Consider the following 18,485-nt stretch of genomic DNA (forward strand, 5'->3'; position numbering starts at 1 on the left):
CGTCATTGCCAGTGGGCAAGCTTTTCGCTCAGTGCCGCCAGGGCATATCGTACCGCTTTCGCCACCACGGTCTCACAGTCGCCGGCAAAGCACATCCGTTTGGTTTCAGTCTGGCCGCGAAAATTCCAGGCAAACCATACCGTGCCGGCGGGGGTACCATCTTCCCCGCCCTCCGGTCCCGCGTAGCCGCTGATGGCGATGGCGATATCGGCGTCAGCCATTGCCAGAATACCGGTCGACATCTCCTGGACGCACGCTTCGCTGACGGCGCTGTGTACCGCCAGGGTTTCCGCACGAACCTGCAGCACGTTTCGTTTGGCTTCATCGCTGAAAGTGACGACGCCGGTATCATAAAACGCCGCGGTATCCGCCTGAGCACAGAGCGCCGCCGCCAGATTGCCCCCGGTGCAGGACTCTGCCGTGGTTAGCCGCCAGCCCCGAGCAACCAGCATCTGAGCCACTTCCGCCGTTAGCGCTGAGGTCGGTTTTGCATCGTAACTCATCTCGTCTGTCATTCAGACCCCTCACAAAATATCAAAGGAATAACAGCAGCATCGCGCCAGTTAAAAGAATAGCATATCGATTTCTCTCGTCGGCAGTAGACCGATCGCGTCAGTTCGGGTGGAAAAATAAAGGCCCGCTGCGCGGGCCTTAGCGAATACTCGTCTGAACTGTCGCCGAATCAGACCTTGTGTTCAATCACCCGGCCGTGACTCTCAATGGCAATTTTGCGCGGTTTTTCGCTTTCCGGGATCTCCTGATGGATAGTCACCTTTAAGATCCCACTATCCAGCTGTGCCTGATTAATCTGGGCATGTTCAGGAAGCGAGAAACTCAGCTGGAAATCAGCGCGGCGGATGCCTTTATATATCCAGCGCTGGCTACCGTCGGTCCCGGAATCAGTTTCTCCACGTTTGCCGGTAATATGCAGATTACCGCCGACGGTCTCTATTTCCAGTTCCTCATCTTTCCAGCCGGGCACGCTGACGCTGAGCAGGAAATTACTGTCATCTATTTTCTGCAAATCATAGGCCGGCAAGGCGCCCACCGGCGTATCGCCAGTTAACTGGCTGAAAAGACGGTCAATGCGGTTGAAACGATCGGCAAAAAGAGAATCAGCGAAAACAGGGAGTGCTGACAAGGTTTTGAGTGCCATAATTAACCTCCTGAATATCCATTCAAAAGCTCAACATAAAGGCAAGCATTGCTTGTCCGCTATATAAAATAATATCTGCAGTGCATTTTTCAAGAGCGAAAATAAAATTTTTTATCACTCGCCACAGGAAAAAATAACCAGGCCGGGTGGCAGAGTGACCCCCGCCCGACGGCGGGGGCAGTGGCGCTTCTGAGTCCCATAACTGATGCTGTTTAACATTCAATAAACAGAAGCGACATGTATATATAACTTGTTCAAAGGGATGTCAACGCCCGGACCGCGCCACCACCCCCACCGTCCGTTTTGCCCTTTACGACTGCAGTGATAAGCGCGTTCCTCACCAGCGGCTCGCTCCGCCGCCCGAGGCGCGCTGACAAGCCATTACCTTGCTGGCATCAGCCGGCAAACCCTGACGGAAAAATAGTCAGCCCTGCAAGGAACCTTTCTCGCCGTCCCGTGCCTAATAACCTGCATACGCACTTTCTGAGGCACCACCATGACCGGTATTTTTATCTCCACCACCCTGTTCGCCCTCTTCGCGTCGATGTTGATCGGCCTGGGGATGGTCTGGAAAGGCATTTCTAACAACCCCGATAACTGATTCTTTTGTACGCCGTTGCTGTTCACCCTCCGCAGCGGCGGGACAATACCTCGCTCCCTTTTTGTCAAAGACAACTCCTGGCTTCGCTCAGGCGCGATCTCATCGAGGATCCGCGCCTGCACAACGTATTTTTGAAATAGCAATTCACACAGTGAATAAATTACTTTGATTAATATATTTGAGACCAGAATTAACGCATGCAATATAAGCAATTTAAGCAGTTTGTGCCAAATTGCCGACAACTTCTATGCGACTCATATACGTAACTCACTGATTTTAAAAATCTTATATCATCCGCACAGCAATAAGTCCAATTTTGGACTTATTGCTTTTGTTTGTTATTAGAAATATCCTAAGACCATATTCGCAAAACAAATTTGCTTCAAAGAATTTTATCAACCTTAATCCATTTCGCGTTCATCATCACTATGCCTGATTTTTTAATTAACACTGAAAATATTTATCTGAAACGGGGAATTTGCGAGCTACTGATCGAGATCGCAATCGAAGAAAATATCTGTACGCCCTTTTCCCTTCACGAATATTCATCTGACATCATTAGCCAGACTGATGTGCTTTTTACGGAAATGGAAACCGGTGAACATTACCTGTGTCACCCGTACTTCAAGAAGATACCGCAACAGACGCCTGTCTTTGTTTTTGTCCCCAGCGACAGCTGTGCCCGGGTTGACCGTTTGCCGCTTTGTCTGCGTGATGCCTGTTTTATCAGTATCAACGCCGATCTCAGCAGCATTAAAAAGCAAATTGCAAACCGTCTGACGGCATTAAGTAAACCCGTCGCTGGGGGGGCGGAAAAAGACAGCAGACGCTGCCTTAAATGCCCGCGACTAACATTGACCAAATCGCAGCTTTATATTATCGATGCGATAAAAACGGGAATGAACAATCAACAGATAGCGCAAGAGCTGGGCATCAGCCATAAGACGGTTTTTTCACACAAAATAAACATCATGAAAAAATTCCAGATTGATACTAAGCAAGAGCTGGCGCGATTCTCGGCCATCGCTCTTGCGCTATCCTCAATAGCAACCCATTAACGCCGGGTTTTGTTAAAACGCATCTTAAGCTTCCTTCTGTCTTTAACATATGACAGACCACAAAATAATGATGTTAACAATAACACCACCGCCAGGGCTAATAGCAGAAAATTACTCATACACGACCTTTTAAGAGATAAAGATGATTATCAAATAATACGGGGTATAAGTTTTCAAAAACAACTATCCCTCAGCCATTTCAGATTAAGGTAAGACCTTGTGCGATAATTCTGAAAATGAATAAAGCTGAAGAAATTATTTTTATTATTACGCGCGCATTTAGCTAATAAAAAGCACATCGCTGCACGGAGTGAACCGGGCGTGACGCGCAGCGGTTACTCCCATAATACCAGCATAAAATTGGGGGCGGATGTCTAAGAGTATCTTCGTGGGCATGCCAGCAGGTTTTGCCGGAAAGATCGCCCAAGGCGATCGCGTCATTACCCGTCACCAGGGTTAACCTAAACGTTATGTACAGCCACTGATCTGGCTTAACCACTCGTTTAACGTCAATGAATAAAGCAGGCTCGGCGGTGCATCTTTTACATCAGCAATATCGTTAAAGTACCTCATCCCGGCTTTCTCGAGAACTTTCTGCGAAGCCAGATGGTTAGCCCGGACAACCGCTGACATCTCCGCAAGTTTAAGCACCTCGAAGCCATATCTCATCGCGCCAATCGCAAACTCGGTGGCCAGGCCTTTTCCCCATGCCTCAGTAGAAAACCGATATCCAAGATTGTTAATGGTGACATCGTTATAACTGCGTAGACTGACGCCACCAAAGCCAATGATGTGTTCAGGGGTATTGCGCATTGATATTGCCCAGTTTCCGAATCCGTGCGTTTGCCAGTGCGCGAGCCAGCGCCGCAGGACGACTTCCGCATAGTCTATATTCGGGTACGGTCCTGCGGGGTTGAAGGTATTGGTCGCGGGATCGCCATAAATTCGGTACAGATCGTCGACATCGGAAGCCATGACCGGGCGAAGATGCAAACGATGGGTATCAATGTGCAAACTTACCTCCTGACGGGGAATATTACCGATGATGCTTCGAGGATTTCTGCCTGCCCATTGAAGCACAAATCTCCATACCGGGGAACCGGTTAGCCAGCGTTGAGAAGCATTTGAAAAATTATGCTGCCGATGATGAAAATAGGATATGTTAATTCTATGATGGATTAACGCTTTTGCTGGCTCCACGCCCAGCATTACTGAGTGAACACAGGACTGTAAATGATCGATGACATCCGCTACCTGATAGTATTTGCCAAAATTGTAGAACGAGGTTCTATCTCAGGTGGCGCCGCAGCGTTAGGCCTGACGACCGCAACAGCAAGCACACATTTATCCAGACTTGAGAAAAACCTCAATAGCGCCTTGCTGTACAGAAATACGCGGAAAATTTCTCTAACCCAGGATGGCATCAGTTTGCTGGAGACCGCCAGATCGATGCTGGAGCTGTATGAAAAGGGCGTCATTGAATTTAAACAACGCTCTATCTCTACCGTCGGCAAGCTGCGCATTTCCCTCCCTGCTGTTTTTTTAAACGGTCCATTCACCCGCCATCTGGCGAATTTTATCAAAGAAAACCCGGATATTTCCCTGAGTATTTCTTATAGTGATCTACGCGAGGACATCATCGCCGATAGCATTGATGTCGCCTTCCGTATTGGCGAACTCCCGGACAGTTCACTCAAAGCAAGACATCTATTTGTTCTACCACGACAACTGGTGGCGTCTAAGGACTTGCTCATGCAGCACCAACCCATTAAGCATCCCGTTGAGCTGGGATCCCTGCCGTGGATTGGGTTAACAATGAGAGAGAACATCCGAGAGTTCAGGCATAAAAACGGCGAACTGGCGGTCATTAAGTATGCTCCTATGGTATGCGTTGATAACATTGAAGCTGCCTATGTCCTTGCCAAACAGAACATAGGGCTTGCCGTACCTCCCCGTTTCCTCTGCGAAAATGATGTTAAACTCGGGGAGATGCATGAAGTACTTCCTGACTGGTCATTAGAGCCGCTAAAAGTTTATGCCATTTGGCCCGCCAATATATCAACCAGCAGCGCCGCCTATAAACTAATTAATTACATTTATAACGCTATGGAACAACATAAGCTTTGAACAGTTAAAATCATTGTGGGTAAAGCATATAACATGCGATAACGCATAAAACCCCGCCCATCAATAAATTAAAGATACGCATTTGTGCCCTTCCCTGAAGAAATGTTGACATTTTATCACCGAAGATTGCCCAAATTGATAATGAGATATAACAGATAAAAAAGTAAATAATAATGAACAGTATTAGGGGCAGACTGGTTGATGGCTCAGAAAACAAGGTAGTTCCAGAGGTACAGGCAGCCCAGGCTTTTGGGTTGAACCATTGCATTAACACTCCCTGAACAAATCCGGGTGCATTTCCCTTTTTTAATGACCAATCAGGTTGTGATGTGGCAATTTTATAGCCCTGATACAGTATAAAAATCGAGCCGAGAACATTCAGGTATTTGAAAAATGATGGGTGCGAGGCAATGACTGTGTATAACCCAAAACTAACAAAGATAAGCAACAGGGTGAAACCCAGAGTCGCACCGGATACGAAGGCGAATGTTTTTCTAAAGCCATGCATAACACCTGAAGAGATAATGACCATATTGACTGGCCCGGGCGAAAACGACAGAGCCAGAGAATACAGAAACATAGTAGCCATCAAAACCATTTTTTCGTCCACGTTGCCAATGAAAGATATCGTTGTAGCGAGATTTATATAACAAGTTATTTCGCTATATTTAAAGACTACCCCGATATGGACGTTAGATTAAATAGCTCATTCTCTAAAGGTGTGTTTGATAATTTAGCAATTTTACAGCAGTACCTGCCCGGCTATGCGCCCAATCCCCATCGAAAAAAGCATGGCCAGCGTGCTCCAGAACGTAATTCTGCTGATAGCTCTGACAGGCGGTGCGTTACTCACCACGGAAGAGAAATAGCCAAGAGCAGCCAGTGAACAGAGAGTGGATAGGAAAATCGCGATAACAGTCAGTTTTGCTGGCGATAGCACTGCAACGATCAAGGGTAACCCCGCCCCGGCTGAAAAACTCACGGCCGAAAAAATGGCCGCCTGCAAAGGTCGCGCAGAATGAGTATCCGTTAATCCCAACTCTTCGCGGGCATGGGCCTCGAGGGCATCTTTAGCCATCAGTTGCTCTGCAACCTGGCGGGCAAGCGCAGGCTCCACTCCGCGTTGGATATAAAGAGACGTCAGCTCCCGTACCTCTCCCTGATAATCTGCGTCCAGCTCACTTTTTTCCTCGGCAAGCGCGGCGGTTTCCGTATCCGCCTGGGATGATACCGAAACATATTCTCCTGTTGCCATCGATATGGCGCCAGCAACCAGCCCGGCGACACCGGCCAGCAACACGCCCGAAGGGCTGGTATTTGCAGACGCCACGCCGAGCACCAGGCTGGCGGTTGAGACAATCCCGTCATTCGCCCCGAGTACCGCCGCCCTTAACCAACCGACGCTTTCAATGCTGTGTCGTTCAAGATGCATGCCTTTTTCCTTTTAATACGCACTCTCATCGGGATTAGCGAGAGACCAGAACCTTATCCAACAACGGGATGTTTCTTTTGACTGCGAAAGGTGAGGAAGATATGCAGCAATCCCATCGCACCATGTGCCCAGAAATAGGTTTCAATGAACACCGTCAGAAATTTATGCAAATGCAGGACCGCTTCTGCCAGCGCCGTTGACGTCCCTGGCGCGGTGTCCAGTACAAACCAGAGCCCTCCACAGAGTGCGACCGCCAACAAAGCAAGTACGCCAAGCCCCTGGATCATCGCCGCTATGCCACCGGCATGTGCTTCAGGAAGACGAAATGTCATTAGCATTTTAATGTCTTCAACTACACCGCGAAAATCAAGGGACGACCAGGCAAAATAGTAACGAAACCCACGTTGTTTAAGCATCCATACCAGCATCACTACACCAAGAACCATCAGCGCGAATCCACAGATAACATGGAACCATGTCACGACTCCGGTCAGAGTTACGTCGCGAAGCGCCTCACTTTCGGTGAGATTAGAGCTAATGATCTGCAATAGAATCAGGGTGGCGACAATAATATGCAGCATGCGGAAAAAAGGGGTGTCTTTGTGCGGAAGCGCATTGCGAAGTTGTTCGTTCATCATTTGGCCATTTTATAAGGGGATCGGCCACATCAGTATTGCGTCTGTTTGTTAACGCAACCTTAACGCCTTGATGTTGAAGTGCACTGAATGATGTATGAATAAAAGGCAAACCATACCGGCTATCTCAGCAGCTAATCACCATGGATATCATCGCCAGCGCGGATACCTTTGAGAAACAGCTTAACCAGTCTTTGAGTCTGCAATAAATCTCCCTTCGCGGCAGGTGCACATAACAGGGCTATCCCTCTCAGGATATCAGTCGCCAGCGTGTTATCGCGGATATTCCCTGTCACATGCGGTAGTAATTTCTCCAGCGACGAAACGAGGCGGGTTTCAAAATACGCGGGGAGATCGGCATAAGCCGATTCATCAGAATGGAGTACGCTGGCAAGACCTCGTTTGGTAACGATGAGCTGGACATAAAGCGCGATCCACCGCTCCAGTGCTTCGCAGGAAGAAAATTCCTGACACAGATGTTCTGCCGCCATCGCACATTCATCCACTTCGTTGCGAAATACTGCCGCAATAAGGTCAGCACGATGAGGAAAGTGGCGGTACAGCGTCCCCACCCCAATCCCAGCCTCTCTGGCAATGTCCTTCATCGGAACCATGACGCCCTTTTCTCTGAACAGAGTGGATGCCGTTTTCAGCAACTGCTCATGATTACGTCTGGCATCCGCCCGGGCACCTCTTTTTCCGCCATCGTCAGAAATCACTTTTTTCACCCTTCATCTCTTAGCCAATAGAAAAATGGACTCTCAAATTAAAACGGAACCTTATTCCGTTTGCACGCTATACTTACATGCGCGATAGACACCCTTCGGACCCGTTGGAAAAATTTTTCCGCATCCAGAGTCCAGGACCATCATCTCATTGGGCGATGAGGAATGTAATTATGAAGATACTTTTAACCGGCGCGACAGGCTTCATTGGTTCTTATCTTCTACCAGAACTTCTGCGCAATGGACACGAGGTCATCGGCCTGACACGCACTGGTAAAGGGGCGAAGACGTTAGAGGCGGCCGGAGCCACAGCAATGTTTGGCGAGTTAACTGACCTGAAAAGCCTGCGCGATGCCACAAACTCCGTCGATGGGGTTATCCACACTGCTTTCAATCATGATTTTTCAAAACTTAAAGAGAACAGTGAAATTGATCGCAGGGTTATCGAAACATTGGGTGAGGCGCTGGCCGGAAGCCAGCGGCCATTGGTGGTCTCTTCCGGAACAGGTCTTGTAGACCGTAGCAGAATCCATGGACTTGTTCGTGAAACTGATAAACCTGTCTCCTCCGCCTTATTTCCTCGTGCAGCGACAGAAGAAGCCGCTGCCTCAATGCTGGCCAAAGGGGTAAACATTATCGTGGTTCGTTTGTCTCAAGTGCATGATACTGAGCACCAGGGCCGGCTGGCAGAACATATTCGTATTGCCCGGGAAAAAGGCTTTGTGGCTTATGTAGGACAAGGAGAAAATCGGCTTTCCGCTGTTCATGTCACGGATGCGGCAAGACTCTACCGACTGGCGCTGGAAAAGGGTGAAACCGGTGCACATTACCATGCAGTGGCGGAAGAAGGCGTCCCTATGCATGCCATCGCAGCACAGCTTGCTGAAAGTCTGAGTTTACCTGTACGCTCAATCAGCACTGAGGAAGTTGAAGCCTATTTTGGCTGGATAGCGGCACTGGCTCATGTTGATCTTGGTGCTTCAGGCAAAGCTACCCAGACTCATCTGGGTTGGTTACCGGACGGACCTGGTTTGCTTGAAGACTTACGTAATATGAATAAAGGCTAAACAGAGCATCTTCAACCAAAAGTCTAAGCCTTCAACACACGAATTAATAATCGACCTGTTGAAGGGTCTCCCCTGTGAACGCGCACAGCGTGTGCTTTAAAAACAGGCATATAGCTTTTCCTGAATAAAGGGAGAAACACAAGCAACAGAATTCCTGCGCCAAATGCAGCCAAGCCATGTAACCAGTCAATCATAGTCAGCGGAATGATGAACAGGCAGTAGTGCAAAACACAGAATACTGTCGTGCATGTCTTCGCCCATCCAGGGACTAAAACATTTGGATCCGCTTCGTAAAATTTACTCTTTCTGAGAATGTCCTCAGAGGCTATCCGCATGCCTACGAACCAGAACAAAGGCAGGTACGTCGCTGAAAATAGAGACAGCACAATAATATTCCAATCAGACACTCGCGCACTTCCTTATTCATTGCTTCCCTGGATAAAAATCATTAGCGCGAATATATCATTTTAACGATATAACCCACGCTATAGACGGCTTTATTTCATCTGGCATAATACACTACGATGAGAAACATACCGAGCAATCTTATGCAAAGTCAAGATTAAAAAGGGACGCACGTTCGGGAGTGTTCAGGAACAAAGGCGAATTATTATGTATTATCAACGTCAGATGGTGCCTCTCTGCCACCGACGGGGCATTCGGTCAACCGTAGCCGCGTACAATTCATTATTTATTCAAGGTTCAATGCGTAGAGTGATGCACTGAAATTTTTCAATAAAAAAATCAACGTATAAACGGATTTTTGGTAACTGTTGACGGTTTGCAAAGGTCAATATATGCACTGGCTTAGCTAATGGTTGAAATTCAGACATCAGAGGCAGCAGTCGGCCATGTTGCAAATCTTCAGCCAACAGGATCTCGGGTTGCATAATAATTCCCAATCCATTCAATGCTGCCCTTCGCAATGCTTCCCCATTGTTACAGGTCATCGTGATGTTTACCGGAGCTCTGACAGGTTTGCCTTCCCTCTGAAGTGTCCATTCATTCGCTGCAATGGGATGGGCAAACCCAAGACATCGATGATGGCATAACTCTTCAGGTGTTATGGGTTCCCCTGCCCGTTTTATATAGGCCGGAGATGCACACATGACTGAGCGATATGGCGCTATCGGACGGGCAACAAGTGTATTAACATGCAGGAGCTCACCAATCTTAATCATGACATCTAAACCTTCATCTGCCATATCCATCGATTTATCGCTCAGCACCAGGTCTACTGCCATATCAGTCCATTCAATAAGAAACTGAGCAGTAACAGGCGAAAGCGCATGGACACCAAAGGAGACTGGGCAACCTACTCTCAGTTTTCCACGTGGCTTCTGGTGAAGAGCAAATGCCTGTGACTCGCTATCTTCAATATCAGCTAATATCCGGCGGCAACTCTGATAATAACCCTGACCAAAATCGGTCAGACTTTGCCGACGCGTTGTGCGATTAAGTAAGCGAACGCCGAGATGTTCCTCTAACGCTTTGATATGCAGCCCAACCATGGTTCCGCTGATTCGCATCTCTTCAGCAACAGCGCTAAAGCTGCCCCTGTCCACGACGCGGACAAACACCGCCATACTTTCCAGTTTATTCACTATTATCAAGCCTGGCTTGTTAAAGATAAAAACATAACGCTGTTTATCAAATTTCACCAGCGGGTTTTAATCTGTTTTCACTTAGTGCAGGAGGGTTAAAAATGATGACCAATACAGAGCTCCGTGAGCGAGGAATGAGATTGTTTAATGAGCTGTATGGAAATGGCGCAGGAGAAGAACTACGAAAGGACATGGCCGATTTGTGCCCTGATTTTACTGATATCTCGATCGAATGGGCTATGGGAGGCATCCTTGCACGCCCGGGGCTGGACGCTAAAACTCGGGAGCTGGTTGTCATTGCTTCCTGCGTCACTCTGGGTCATACGGTTCCACAATTGAGGGCACACGCTCAGGCAGCGCTAAATGCAGGGGCAACCAGAGAAGAAATCATCGAGGTTGTCCTGCAATTACTGTTTTATGCAGGAGGTGCCGCGGTGCGCAATGCACTCGTCAATATACGCGATATTATAAATGCTGAGTTAAACGTCGAAGCGAAAATGTCCTGAAGACAATCGCTGTTTGCCATTCTAGCCATCCCATTTGACAAGCGTGCTGGCTCGGGTCATTGCCTGGCACGTTTTTTGGATTGTCTGCATCACATTCCTAACCAGGCGTCACTGATTAAGGGAATGGGATGGCTAACTCGATTTCAGAGACGGTATCTCATCACTACATGCTGTCAGATACAAGGAAAGCGGGGAGGCAGAACCTGTCTTCGTCCAGTGCTAAAAATCCCACTTATTAAAGGGATTTGTCTAAACGGTAGAATTTAAATCAACAACATACATGGCCATTTAATGATGCAAGTGATACTTGTTCGACACGCGGAAACAGAGTGGAATATAAAAGGAATAATTCAGGGACAGAGTGACAGTGCGTTAACCCCCCGCGGGGAGCGCCAAACATCAGCTTTACTTGCCGCGTTTGCAGCGAGTGATTACCGGGTAGACTACGTTTACACGTCTCCGCTTGGTCGTGCCTGGCAAATGGGACAGCGCCTGGCTGACCGTTTTCGTTGCCCATTGATAGCTGAGCCGGCCCTCAAAGAACAGGCCTTTGGCCAGTTCGAAGGTATGTTAACGTCACAGCTCCTGCAACAACGTCCCCACGATGCGCATGCGTTATTCACACTTGATGCTGAGTATTGCCCACCAGAGGGGGAGTCATTAGCACAAGCAACCCGACGAGTAACAGGTTTCATACACAACCTACCAGAAGCCACAGAACATCAGCGCATCTGTATTGTCACGCACGGGCAAGTCAGCCAGGGCGTGCTGGCGGTGCTTAAAGAAGGGACTATTGATAACTTTTCGCGGTACGCTCACCCTAATGCAAGTTACTCGGTGTTCGATTTCCGGGATGGGAAATGCCTGGCAATCAGATGGGGAATTGCCACACACCTGCTTCAACTCGAACGCCAGAACGCTTAATTTCATATGCCCCTCTGCGGCAAACAAGTGATACCCTGGAAGGTATGAACCCGCTTCAGGAATGCTTATGAAACCAACCCTTAATCAGTTGATTAACTTTTGCACTGTTGCTGAAACCGGAAACATTGGCAAAGCCGCCAGTAAACTTAATATTTCGCAGCCTCCCTTAAGCCGGCAAATAGCCCAGCTGGAAACTATCCTCGGAGCAAAGCTATTTAACCGGGCCGCAAAAGGGGTCAGTTTAACCCTTGCCGGGGAGCAATTTCTGCTGGACTGTCGCGCGATGCTGGCAATGCTGGAGCAGGCCTGTAATAACGTACGGGCAATAGAATCAGGGCAGAAAGGGGTTCTGAAATTAGGCGCAACAATGTATGCCAGCTATAGCGTTGTGCCGCATGTTGCGATGCAGCACAGGAATACCTGTTCGGACGTGGAGTTGCATTTTCAGGAGAGGGTCCCCTCTGATTTACACGCCGCATTACAGGATGGCAGATTGGACGCGGCAATCAGCTTCTCCGAGACGGCCACGCCGGGGATTCATTCACTGGTGCTCTTGCGTGAGCCGCTCATTGCCGCCCTTCCTGCCAACCACCCCCAGGTTCAACACGAGCATTTCAGGCTTGAATCACTCTGTGATGACCCGTTCATCACGGTTCCGCGCGAGAGCGCGCCGATGCTCTATGATTCCATCCTTCATCAGTGCCTCAAAGCTGGATTTAGTCCGCAGATAGGTCTGGAAGCCTCCGTGCAGCAGACTGTGATGAATTTTGTGGCCCATGGTGTTGGTGTCGCGCTTATTCCCGCCAGTATGGAGAATGCTCAATTACGCGGTGTGGTTTACCGGAAGCTGGAAAATCCGAATATGGTGGAGAATATGCTGATGTGGTCGGCAAAGAACACTAATCCGGCTTTACCGGGTTTTGTGAACCTGTGCCGCAGTATCAAGGATAAACTGGATGCGGCACAGTCCGGACGGATTAACGATTAACTTTTACTGATGATGATTTCGATCACGTTAGGCTTGCCACTCGCCAGTGCGGCCTCAACGGCCGGGGCAATATCGCCAGCACGGATAACTTTTCGGGTCTCCAGCCCCATCGATGCACCCAGTGCCTGATAATCCACTGACGGATTAACCAAATCCATTGCGATGAAGCGATCTGTTTGGGCCGACGTATAATCCGCCTGTGAACGCATGAAGTTTTTCAATACGTTATATTCCGTGTTATTCATGACAATAAAGGTGACTGGCAGTTTTTCGTGTGCGGCCGTCCAGAGAGCCTGAGGGGAGTACATCGCCGCGCCGTCTCCCACAAAACACACCACAGGCGCTTTTCCCAAACCGAGTGAATAGCCGACAGCCGCGGGCATTCCCCATCCCAGGCCACCGCCGCGTAAAAAGGCATATTGATCCGCGCGGTGACTGTTGAGAGATTTGCGAAGCGAACCGCTGGTGGCAATCGCCTCGTCAACAATGGCCACATCTGGTCCGATCGCCCTTGCTGCCTCAAACGCCGCCACCAGCGGCGTAATTACCGTAGCAGATTGTTGTTCCTGAACCTGCCCGAGCAGACTTTCTTTGCTCAATTTAAACTCATTAATCGCCTTTTCAAAACGGCGTTGATAATCACGGCGATGGTTTGCCGTGGCTTTCTCCAGTTCAGGAAGTAGCACCTTTAACGATGATTTAATATCGCCAACCACTGAGAGTTCACTACTGTAGGTGCGTCCCAGGTCGCCCGCATCGGCTGATAATTGGAACACTTTGCACTGCTCCGGCACTGCCTGACCTTCGGTATAAAGAATAGTGATAAGCGACTTACCACCAAGGGCAAAAATAGCATCGTACTGGCTTAATGCTCGGTTAATTTCCGTCGCTTTCGTGGACAGATTGCCCCGCCAGAGAGGGTGTGCTGTTGGGTAGGGGATCCGGTTCGGCCATGTTGAACCGTACACGTCAGCGGCAAGCATCTCAGCAAGAGCAACAACCTCATTGGCCGCTTCACTTTGATAGATTTCGTCGCCGGCAATCAGTGCGACGTTACCCGGAGTAAATGCCGCCAGCTTACTCGCCAGCAAAGGTAACGAACCCGCGACTGCATTGCGGTCGATAGTAGAAGGCGCGCCAATGCCGATAGCACTCATCGCCTCCATCACATCCATCGGAAGCGACAGGAAAACGGAGCCTTTCGGTGCAGCGTCAGAATCGTGGAAGGCCCGACGAACTAATACCGGTAGCTGATCAACGTGGGTAACCTCCTGCGACCATTTCGCGAACGTTTTACCCATACCGACCAGATCACCCAACAATAATGGGTCGGTTGTCGTGTGGCGTGAATCCTGCTGCCCCGCCGTCACCACCAGTGGTGTCTGTGAGCATTTTGCATTCAACAGATTTCCCATGCCGTGGCCTAAACCACCGGCGGTATGCAGATTCAGAAAGCCTGGTTTTTTTGCTGCCTGCGCATAACCGTCCGCCATGGCGACTGCACTCGCTTCCTGCAGAGCTAACACGTACTGAATTGACGGTTTTCTTAACAGCGCATCCATAAACGGCAGTTCGGTGGTACCTGGATTACCAAACACATATTCCACCCCTTCACTTTCCAGAACTTCTAACAATACATCACCGCCGCGGCGTGCATTGGCATTCTGGACTTTAGTTATTGCATTACTCATAGACTGATCACCTCTGTCTGCGTATTCCTTCGCCCTGTCTGGCGGGTGATTCAATCTTAATAACAGGCATAACACCCTTTCCAATACTATATTGATGCCCAGCCATACCCTTTTAGGTATGGGAAGTCATGCGCTGTCCGTTAGCAAATGGAAAGCTATAACGGACTGAGACACTGACACTCAATAAAAGCCAGCCACATTATCGAAACCCTCTCTGATGTCTGCTATTCGCTGAATCTCGCCGCCGCAGTGCGAGCATAATGTCGGATTTTCTTTAGCCATCTACTCTGGCTCACCTGGTGCTGGAACCCCTTCTGGCGGGCATCAGATAAGATGACAGCGCAATATCACAACGATCGCGGTTCGACTCGATGAACGTGGAAGATGTCGTGACGTGAGAAATGGAGCTCTATCACCCTGCAATTTTTTCAGCATTGAAGGATTCATGTTGGCGAGGAATTTTGCTGCGGTTTTGGGAAAGAAAAAATCGAAATAACCGGGCATCGCGCCCGGTTATCGTGTCAGTCCGAAATGGCCCTACGCATTCAACCCACGATTTTTCAGCATCGGCTCAATCTGTGGATCGTGTCCGCGCCACTGGCGATAAAGTTCAGCTAAATCAGTGCTATTGCCGCGCGACAGAATCGCTTCCCGGAAGCGCTGACCGTTCTCACGGGTCAAACCGCCGTGCTCCACGAACCACTGATAGCCGTCGTCGGCCAGCATCTGGGTCCACAGATAGGCGTAATAGCCTGCCGCATAGCCGCCGCCAAAGATATGGGAGAAGCATCCTTTTCAATGTGTGCATTTACCAATAAAAATCATAAAGTTAACTTCTATTTACCATGAAAATTCCGTTGATTTAAGCATATTTTGCAGCATTAAAATCCAAATTATTTTGAAATATCCATATGACATATTGCACCGCCTTTCTGACAAAAGATGAGTAATGGTTAATGACAAGGAACAAGTGTTAATAAACACCGGTGCAGGTTTGGTTCATTAGGTGGAACATCTGGTGTTCTGCCTGGTCTTCTCCTGATAGCGTGCGCAAGGACGAAAGCGACCCATTATCGCAGGTAAGGTGGAAGTGGAACTTAAGAGATCGTCGTGGAAGTTGTTGTCGCACGCGTCACTTCCTGAAAGTTAAAGTGCTGCATGCAGAGCGCATAGGTCACAGGAATTGCTCAGGCTCCGATAGCATGTGCCATACTTTCAAAATCAATCATTTATCTCAGAACCAATTGGAAAAGTTACAGGAGTTGATACTTCGCAAGAGTAGCTTTAACCTCCTTGCGCAAACTATCTGAATCCAGCTCGCTCTCTCTTCTCACAGAATCCGATGTATAACAATCAGCAAGAATAAAAAGTTCAGCCGCACACTCTCCAATATCCTTACTATCTTGTGTAAGCTGGCCAGTTCTCCCTTCATTTCGCCACATATTGAAAAAATGGGTTTCGAATTCATCTGCAGAAATTTGTAAGGTCACTAGTTTCCTTGCAAGTTTTATCAAATTCATACTCATTACAGAACTCCTTTTTCAATATTGTTAAGTTGATATGGACAGCATTATATAAAATGGCAGTCTGAACCGAACCATCATCCATATCTAACACTACCAAATGGTCAGTTATCGGATTATAATACACCCTTAAGCGTTTTTCGCATAGGTAAGCGCCATTTCAAGGACATTCTCAGCCAAATGGACTTCTTTTGCCCCCCCTTGAGTGTGGTAATAATTCTTGGGAATACTTGGAGGGGATAATGGGGTGGCACAGCGTTAAGATAGCCCAGAGATAATATTTCTCTGGTATATTTCATGTCACGATTGGAGAATCAGTCGGGAGGTAACACCATTGGAAAGAAACAGCTTCAGGTGCTGACCATAGCTGCGAAATTTCCGTTATACAACCTTATGCCTTCTTGAGGGAAGTTCACTCTTTATCTCCAGAGAGATAAAACGATGAATGAAGAAAATAGCCGGTGACCGAAGCCATCAGTCACAGTCATTGCTTAAGTTTTTGTGCATCATATGTCCCCCAGTTGACGCCGAAATCTAGTATTTAGTTTCTCAGGTTGGCATAGATATAACGGCTGCTCGATCATGAAAATCAAAGCTTGTTATTGCATTCATTACTGATACCAGAATGTCTGATTTAGCGTTAGTAGTTGCAACCGCCAATTCTGTTTTGGCATATCGCGTTCCTTATCTGAAAGGCGTTTTGCCTGTCGGCCTGTTCTTTTCTTTCCTCTCTATCATTAGCCGCAGCAATAGCCAATTGCTGCTGATATTGTGCAATTTCGTTTTGTGCTCGGTTTTTATCAATTTCGAGCTCTGCTTGCGTCATTGTTCCGCTTTTCAGGCGTAAATTCATTTCATTAACACAAATGCCGCTTGTATCCTGATATGAGTTTCCTTTGTCATCAAGCATCTTAATGCCAAGTGAACATTCAACTATAGACAGATTTGTTGACTCGCTTGCCAAGACCTTGGTCATTGATAACACCGACTAGCTTTGCGGTTCTGCGCAGGCAGCAAGCAGCAGTACGGTTCCAGTTACAACGATTTTCAATATGCGCATGATAGGATCCAATATAAATTTGGTAACCATACTAAAGAAATGAAAAAATGATAGTTAAGTCTTTGGTGCTCAATAGAAATATATTAATGACGCTTAAACAACATTGTAGTAAAGATTACTTTTTATTTGCTTCTTCCATTTCCTGATAACGAGGATTGCTGGCGCATGGGAGTTGGACGCTTCGCTCGCGATTGTGGCGGACGCGTTCGATGAAGTAGCCGCTGAGGTGCTCAGGCTACTCTCTGGCTACCACTTCGACATAAAAAGCCCCTCAAAAAGAGGGGCTTGGACTACATAACCCCCGCAAACGGGGGAAGATGATTGCTTTATCAAAAAGCATCACTTGTATTACCCAATTACCCCCACAACGCGGGGGTAGTACATTTCTACTATAGCTCTTTTTCAGTATGACACTATCCCGCCAAATTCTTCTAACACATCTCCGGCAAATTAGCCCTCACAGCGCCTCAGCAAAAGGCGGAGGCACCGCATGGCCACAGCGCGCCTCTTGCATGTCCTTTGCATCTTTCACGTCACGGTTTGAGTATCAGTATGGAGCTATCGCGATGGCTAGATAAGGCTGCAGGTGCTTACCTATAGCCGAGAAGCTACCGTTATGAGGTTTGATGCTTTCCTGTGGGAAGTTCACGCTTCACCTCCGGAGAGGTCAAACGCTGAATACAGAAAATCGCTGGTGCCTTTCGCCATCGGTGATAGGAATTGCTGTAAGGTTTTTGCGCCATGTGTCCCCACTTGGCGCCGGAAGTAAGTCGTCAGTTGTTCAGGCTGACGAGATAATTATCGCCCTTCCCGGGGATAGATGCAAAATGAGCATATGCGAAAAGCCCCACTGAAGCAGGTACATGATGTTTTGCTTGAGCGCGCCTCTAGGTAACGCCAAGATGCCAATAAAATAGCAAGGTTTATCGCCATACATATGCAAGAAAAACCAGATAACCTATGCAGGAAATAGATAAAACATGCCATGTGCATCTAAATCTTCTTGCGAAGCATAGTTCCAGAGGTAACTTCCCCAAAAAGTTAGGAGCACTTACGGTTGATACGGCCTAAATCTTATGATTCCACGGGCAACGCCCGGTCTTCCTGGCTCAAACTTGCATTTCCGGATTGCTGATCTAGTTTCTCTAAAAAAGATCTCAGTACCGGTTGTATCAACAGAAGTAACTTCTCCTTTTTCATTTACTTCGGCAGAGTATGTTACAGTGCCGCTAATCTTATTAGCCATAGCAGAAGCTGGATAATAAGGGGAAGGGCAACTTATACGCACTGGCACTATTTCTTCTTTATGTTCTACAGCAAGTGCCAAGTTTGATATAAGAACAGCACAAACCAGAAGTAATGTTGTATTCATATACGATACCAACTGT

21 protein-coding genes and 2 pseudogenes are annotated in these 18,485 nt (G+C 48.0%); 7 read left to right on the forward strand and 16 right to left on the reverse strand.

Annotated elements, in window-relative coordinates:
* Nucleotides 1-2 precede the first annotated feature (2 nt).
* From FHW76_RS10680 to FHW76_RS10690, 3 genes and pseudogenes are all read right to left on the reverse strand, one after another.
* Nucleotides 3-515 carry a 2-oxo-tetronate isomerase gene (locus tag FHW76_RS10680; protein ID WP_012968286.1) on the reverse strand — a complete coding sequence of 171 codons (513 nt, stop codon included), beginning with the start codon at nt 513-515 and terminating at the stop codon, nt 3-5.
* A gap of 167 nt (nt 516-682) precedes the next feature.
* Nucleotides 683-1,156 (reverse strand): Hsp20 family protein, encoded by a 474-nt coding sequence (locus tag FHW76_RS10685; RefSeq protein ID WP_008804992.1) that lies wholly within the window; start codon nt 1,154-1,156, stop codon nt 683-685.
* A 453-nt stretch (nt 1,157-1,609) separates the two neighbouring features.
* A pseudogene (locus tag FHW76_RS10690) lies at nt 1,610-1,702 on the reverse strand (hypothetical protein); the annotation flags it as partial.
* On the opposite strand from FHW76_RS10690, the gene FHW76_RS26585 reads away from it, so the two are divergent.
* Together FHW76_RS26585 and FHW76_RS10695 are read left to right on the forward strand one after the other, a co-directional pair.
* Nucleotides 1,662-1,757 carry a YnaM/YnfT family protein gene (locus tag FHW76_RS26585; protein ID WP_272482055.1) on the forward strand — a complete coding sequence of 32 codons (96 nt, stop codon included), beginning with the start codon at nt 1,662-1,664 and terminating at the stop codon, nt 1,755-1,757. The pseudogene FHW76_RS10690 and the gene FHW76_RS26585 sit on opposite strands and share 41 nt — an antisense overlap.
* Nucleotides 1,758-2,185: 428 nt before the next feature.
* A complete protein-coding gene (locus FHW76_RS10695) occupies nt 2,186-2,815 on the forward strand; it encodes a helix-turn-helix transcriptional regulator (RefSeq protein ID WP_012968289.1) in 630 nt (209 codons plus the stop codon).
* Here FHW76_RS10695 and FHW76_RS26660 read toward each other — a convergent pair.
* Both FHW76_RS26660 and FHW76_RS10705 read right to left on the reverse strand, forming a co-directional pair.
* Nucleotides 2,812-2,934 (reverse strand): small membrane protein, encoded by a 123-nt coding sequence (locus FHW76_RS26660; RefSeq protein ID WP_012541799.1) that lies wholly within the window; start codon nt 2,932-2,934, stop codon nt 2,812-2,814. The genes FHW76_RS10695 and FHW76_RS26660 overlap by 4 nt on opposite strands.
* Before the next feature lie 349 nt (nt 2,935-3,283).
* Nucleotides 3,284-3,829, reverse strand: a complete 546-nt coding sequence (locus tag FHW76_RS10705) for a GNAT family N-acetyltransferase (protein WP_110217401.1) — start codon at nt 3,827-3,829, stop codon at nt 3,284-3,286.
* Nucleotides 3,830-4,048: 219 nt separating this feature from the next.
* Here FHW76_RS10705 and FHW76_RS10710 point away from each other — a divergent pair, with 219 nt between their 5' ends.
* Complete coding sequence (locus FHW76_RS10710; protein ID WP_008804995.1) at nt 4,049-4,942, forward strand: LysR family transcriptional regulator; 894 nt, start codon at nt 4,049-4,051, stop codon at nt 4,940-4,942.
* A gap of 10 nt (nt 4,943-4,952) precedes the next feature.
* Here FHW76_RS10710 and FHW76_RS10715 read toward each other — a convergent pair whose 3' ends face one another.
* The 4 genes from FHW76_RS10715 to FHW76_RS10730 form a co-directional block, all read right to left on the reverse strand.
* Nucleotides 4,953-5,540: a LysE family translocator gene (locus FHW76_RS10715; RefSeq protein ID WP_023297570.1), complete on the reverse strand. Its 588-nt coding sequence runs from the start codon at nt 5,538-5,540 to the stop codon at nt 4,953-4,955.
* Between the two features lie 144 nt (nt 5,541-5,684).
* Nucleotides 5,685-6,374, reverse strand: coding sequence for a VIT family protein (locus FHW76_RS10720; RefSeq protein WP_183476652.1), 690 nt, complete (start codon nt 6,372-6,374; stop codon nt 5,685-5,687).
* 53 nt (nt 6,375-6,427) lie between these two features.
* A complete protein-coding gene (locus FHW76_RS10725) occupies nt 6,428-7,009 on the reverse strand; it encodes a cytochrome b/b6 domain-containing protein (RefSeq protein WP_110217407.1) in 582 nt (193 codons plus the stop codon).
* Nucleotides 7,010-7,143: 134 nt separating this feature from the next.
* Nucleotides 7,144-7,737, reverse strand: a complete 594-nt coding sequence (locus FHW76_RS10730) for a TetR/AcrR family transcriptional regulator (RefSeq protein WP_110217400.1) — start codon at nt 7,735-7,737, stop codon at nt 7,144-7,146.
* 170 nt (nt 7,738-7,907) lie between these two features.
* On the opposite strand from FHW76_RS10730, the gene FHW76_RS10735 reads away from it, so the two are divergent.
* Entirely contained in the window at nt 7,908-8,801 is an 894-nt protein-coding gene (locus tag FHW76_RS10735) for an SDR family oxidoreductase (protein ID WP_110217399.1), read from the forward strand.
* A gap of 23 nt (nt 8,802-8,824) precedes the next feature.
* Here the strand turns inward: FHW76_RS10735 and FHW76_RS10740 are convergent, their stop codons facing one another.
* Both FHW76_RS10740 and FHW76_RS10745 read right to left on the reverse strand, forming a co-directional pair.
* Nucleotides 8,825-9,208, reverse strand: a complete 384-nt coding sequence (locus FHW76_RS10740; RefSeq protein WP_110217398.1) for a hypothetical protein — start codon at nt 9,206-9,208, stop codon at nt 8,825-8,827.
* A 288-nt stretch (nt 9,209-9,496) separates the two neighbouring features.
* Nucleotides 9,497-10,405 (reverse strand): LysR family transcriptional regulator, encoded by a 909-nt coding sequence (locus tag FHW76_RS10745; protein ID WP_110217406.1) that lies wholly within the window; start codon nt 10,403-10,405, stop codon nt 9,497-9,499.
* Nucleotides 10,406-10,506: 101 nt separating this feature from the next.
* Between FHW76_RS10745 and FHW76_RS10750 the strand changes: the two genes are divergently transcribed.
* The 3 genes from FHW76_RS10750 to FHW76_RS10760 all read left to right on the forward strand — a co-directional run bounded on the left by FHW76_RS10750 (nt 10,507) and on the right by FHW76_RS10760 (nt 12,823).
* On the forward strand, nt 10,507-10,911 hold the full coding sequence (locus FHW76_RS10750; RefSeq protein WP_023297568.1) for a carboxymuconolactone decarboxylase family protein: 405 nt from the start codon (nt 10,507-10,509) through the stop codon (nt 10,909-10,911).
* A gap of 291 nt (nt 10,912-11,202) precedes the next feature.
* Nucleotides 11,203-11,835 carry a histidine phosphatase family protein gene (locus tag FHW76_RS10755; protein ID WP_077264721.1) on the forward strand — a complete coding sequence of 211 codons (633 nt, stop codon included), beginning with the start codon at nt 11,203-11,205 and terminating at the stop codon, nt 11,833-11,835.
* 67 nt (nt 11,836-11,902) lie between these two features.
* Entirely contained in the window at nt 11,903-12,823 is a 921-nt protein-coding gene (locus tag FHW76_RS10760) for a LysR family transcriptional regulator (RefSeq protein WP_008805002.1), read from the forward strand.
* Here the strand turns inward: FHW76_RS10760 and FHW76_RS10765 are convergent.
* The 5 genes and pseudogenes from FHW76_RS10765 to FHW76_RS10785 form a co-directional block, all read right to left on the reverse strand.
* Nucleotides 12,820-14,514, reverse strand: coding sequence for a thiamine pyrophosphate-binding protein (locus FHW76_RS10765; RefSeq protein WP_008805003.1), 1,695 nt, complete (start codon nt 14,512-14,514; stop codon nt 12,820-12,822). The two genes, FHW76_RS10760 and FHW76_RS10765, sit on opposite strands and share 4 nt — an antisense overlap.
* 537 nt (nt 14,515-15,051) lie before the next feature.
* A pseudogene (locus FHW76_RS10770) lies at nt 15,052-15,300 on the reverse strand (M3 family metallopeptidase); the annotation flags it as partial.
* A gap of 467 nt (nt 15,301-15,767) precedes the next feature.
* A complete protein-coding gene (locus FHW76_RS10775) occupies nt 15,768-16,040 on the reverse strand; it encodes a colicin immunity domain-containing protein (RefSeq protein ID WP_023322560.1) in 273 nt (90 codons plus the stop codon).
* A 637-nt stretch (nt 16,041-16,677) separates the two neighbouring features.
* Nucleotides 16,678-17,013, reverse strand: a complete 336-nt coding sequence (locus FHW76_RS10780; RefSeq protein ID WP_126315599.1) for a hypothetical protein — start codon at nt 17,011-17,013, stop codon at nt 16,678-16,680.
* A 1,135-nt stretch (nt 17,014-18,148) separates the two neighbouring features.
* Nucleotides 18,149-18,469, reverse strand: a complete 321-nt coding sequence (locus tag FHW76_RS10785) for a TonB family protein (protein WP_077257022.1) — start codon at nt 18,467-18,469, stop codon at nt 18,149-18,151.
* Between the last annotated feature and the right edge of the window lie 16 nt (nt 18,470-18,485).

The sequence above is a fragment of the Klebsiella sp. RC2 genome, assembly GCF_014192815.1.
GTDB lineage: Bacteria > Pseudomonadota > Gammaproteobacteria > Enterobacterales > Enterobacteriaceae > Klebsiella > Klebsiella variicola.

Excerpts from the sequence above, each read along its gene's own strand:
- FHW76_RS10735 (WP_110217399.1), top strand. The coding sequence starts at position 7,908 with ATGAAGATACTTTTAACCGGCGCGACAGGCTTCATTGGTTCTTATCTT.
- FHW76_RS10755 (WP_077264721.1), top strand. The coding sequence starts at position 11,203 with ATGATGCAAGTGATACTTGTTCGACACGCGGAAACAGAGTGGAATATA.
- FHW76_RS10680 (WP_012968286.1), bottom strand. The coding sequence starts at position 515 with ATGACAGACGAGATGAGTTACGATGCAAAACCGACCTCAGCGCTAACG.
- FHW76_RS10695 (WP_012968289.1), top strand. The coding sequence starts at position 2,186 with ATGCCTGATTTTTTAATTAACACTGAAAATATTTATCTGAAACGGGGA.
- FHW76_RS10760 (WP_008805002.1), top strand. The coding sequence starts at position 11,903 with ATGAAACCAACCCTTAATCAGTTGATTAACTTTTGCACTGTTGCTGAA.
- FHW76_RS10715 (WP_023297570.1), bottom strand. The coding sequence starts at position 5,540 with ATGGTTTTGATGGCTACTATGTTTCTGTATTCTCTGGCTCTGTCGTTT.
- FHW76_RS10725 (WP_110217407.1), bottom strand. The coding sequence starts at position 7,009 with ATGAACGAACAACTTCGCAATGCGCTTCCGCACAAAGACACCCCTTTT.
- FHW76_RS10780 (WP_126315599.1), bottom strand. The coding sequence starts at position 17,013 with ATGACCAAGGTCTTGGCAAGCGAGTCAACAAATCTGTCTATAGTTGAA.
- FHW76_RS26660 (WP_012541799.1), bottom strand. The coding sequence starts at position 2,934 with ATGAGTAATTTTCTGCTATTAGCCCTGGCGGTGGTGTTATTGTTAACA.
- FHW76_RS10775 (WP_023322560.1), bottom strand. The coding sequence starts at position 16,040 with ATGAGTATGAATTTGATAAAACTTGCAAGGAAACTAGTGACCTTACAA.
- FHW76_RS10765 (WP_008805003.1), bottom strand. The coding sequence starts at position 14,514 with ATGAGTAATGCAATAACTAAAGTCCAGAATGCCAATGCACGCCGCGGC.
- FHW76_RS10750 (WP_023297568.1), top strand. The coding sequence starts at position 10,507 with ATGATGACCAATACAGAGCTCCGTGAGCGAGGAATGAGATTGTTTAAT.
- FHW76_RS10785 (WP_077257022.1), bottom strand. The coding sequence starts at position 18,469 with ATGAATACAACATTACTTCTGGTTTGTGCTGTTCTTATATCAAACTTG.
- FHW76_RS10720 (WP_183476652.1), bottom strand. The coding sequence starts at position 6,374 with ATGCATCTTGAACGACACAGCATTGAAAGCGTCGGTTGGTTAAGGGCG.
- FHW76_RS10685 (WP_008804992.1), bottom strand. The coding sequence starts at position 1,156 with ATGGCACTCAAAACCTTGTCAGCACTCCCTGTTTTCGCTGATTCTCTT.
- FHW76_RS10710 (WP_008804995.1), top strand. The coding sequence starts at position 4,049 with ATGATCGATGACATCCGCTACCTGATAGTATTTGCCAAAATTGTAGAA.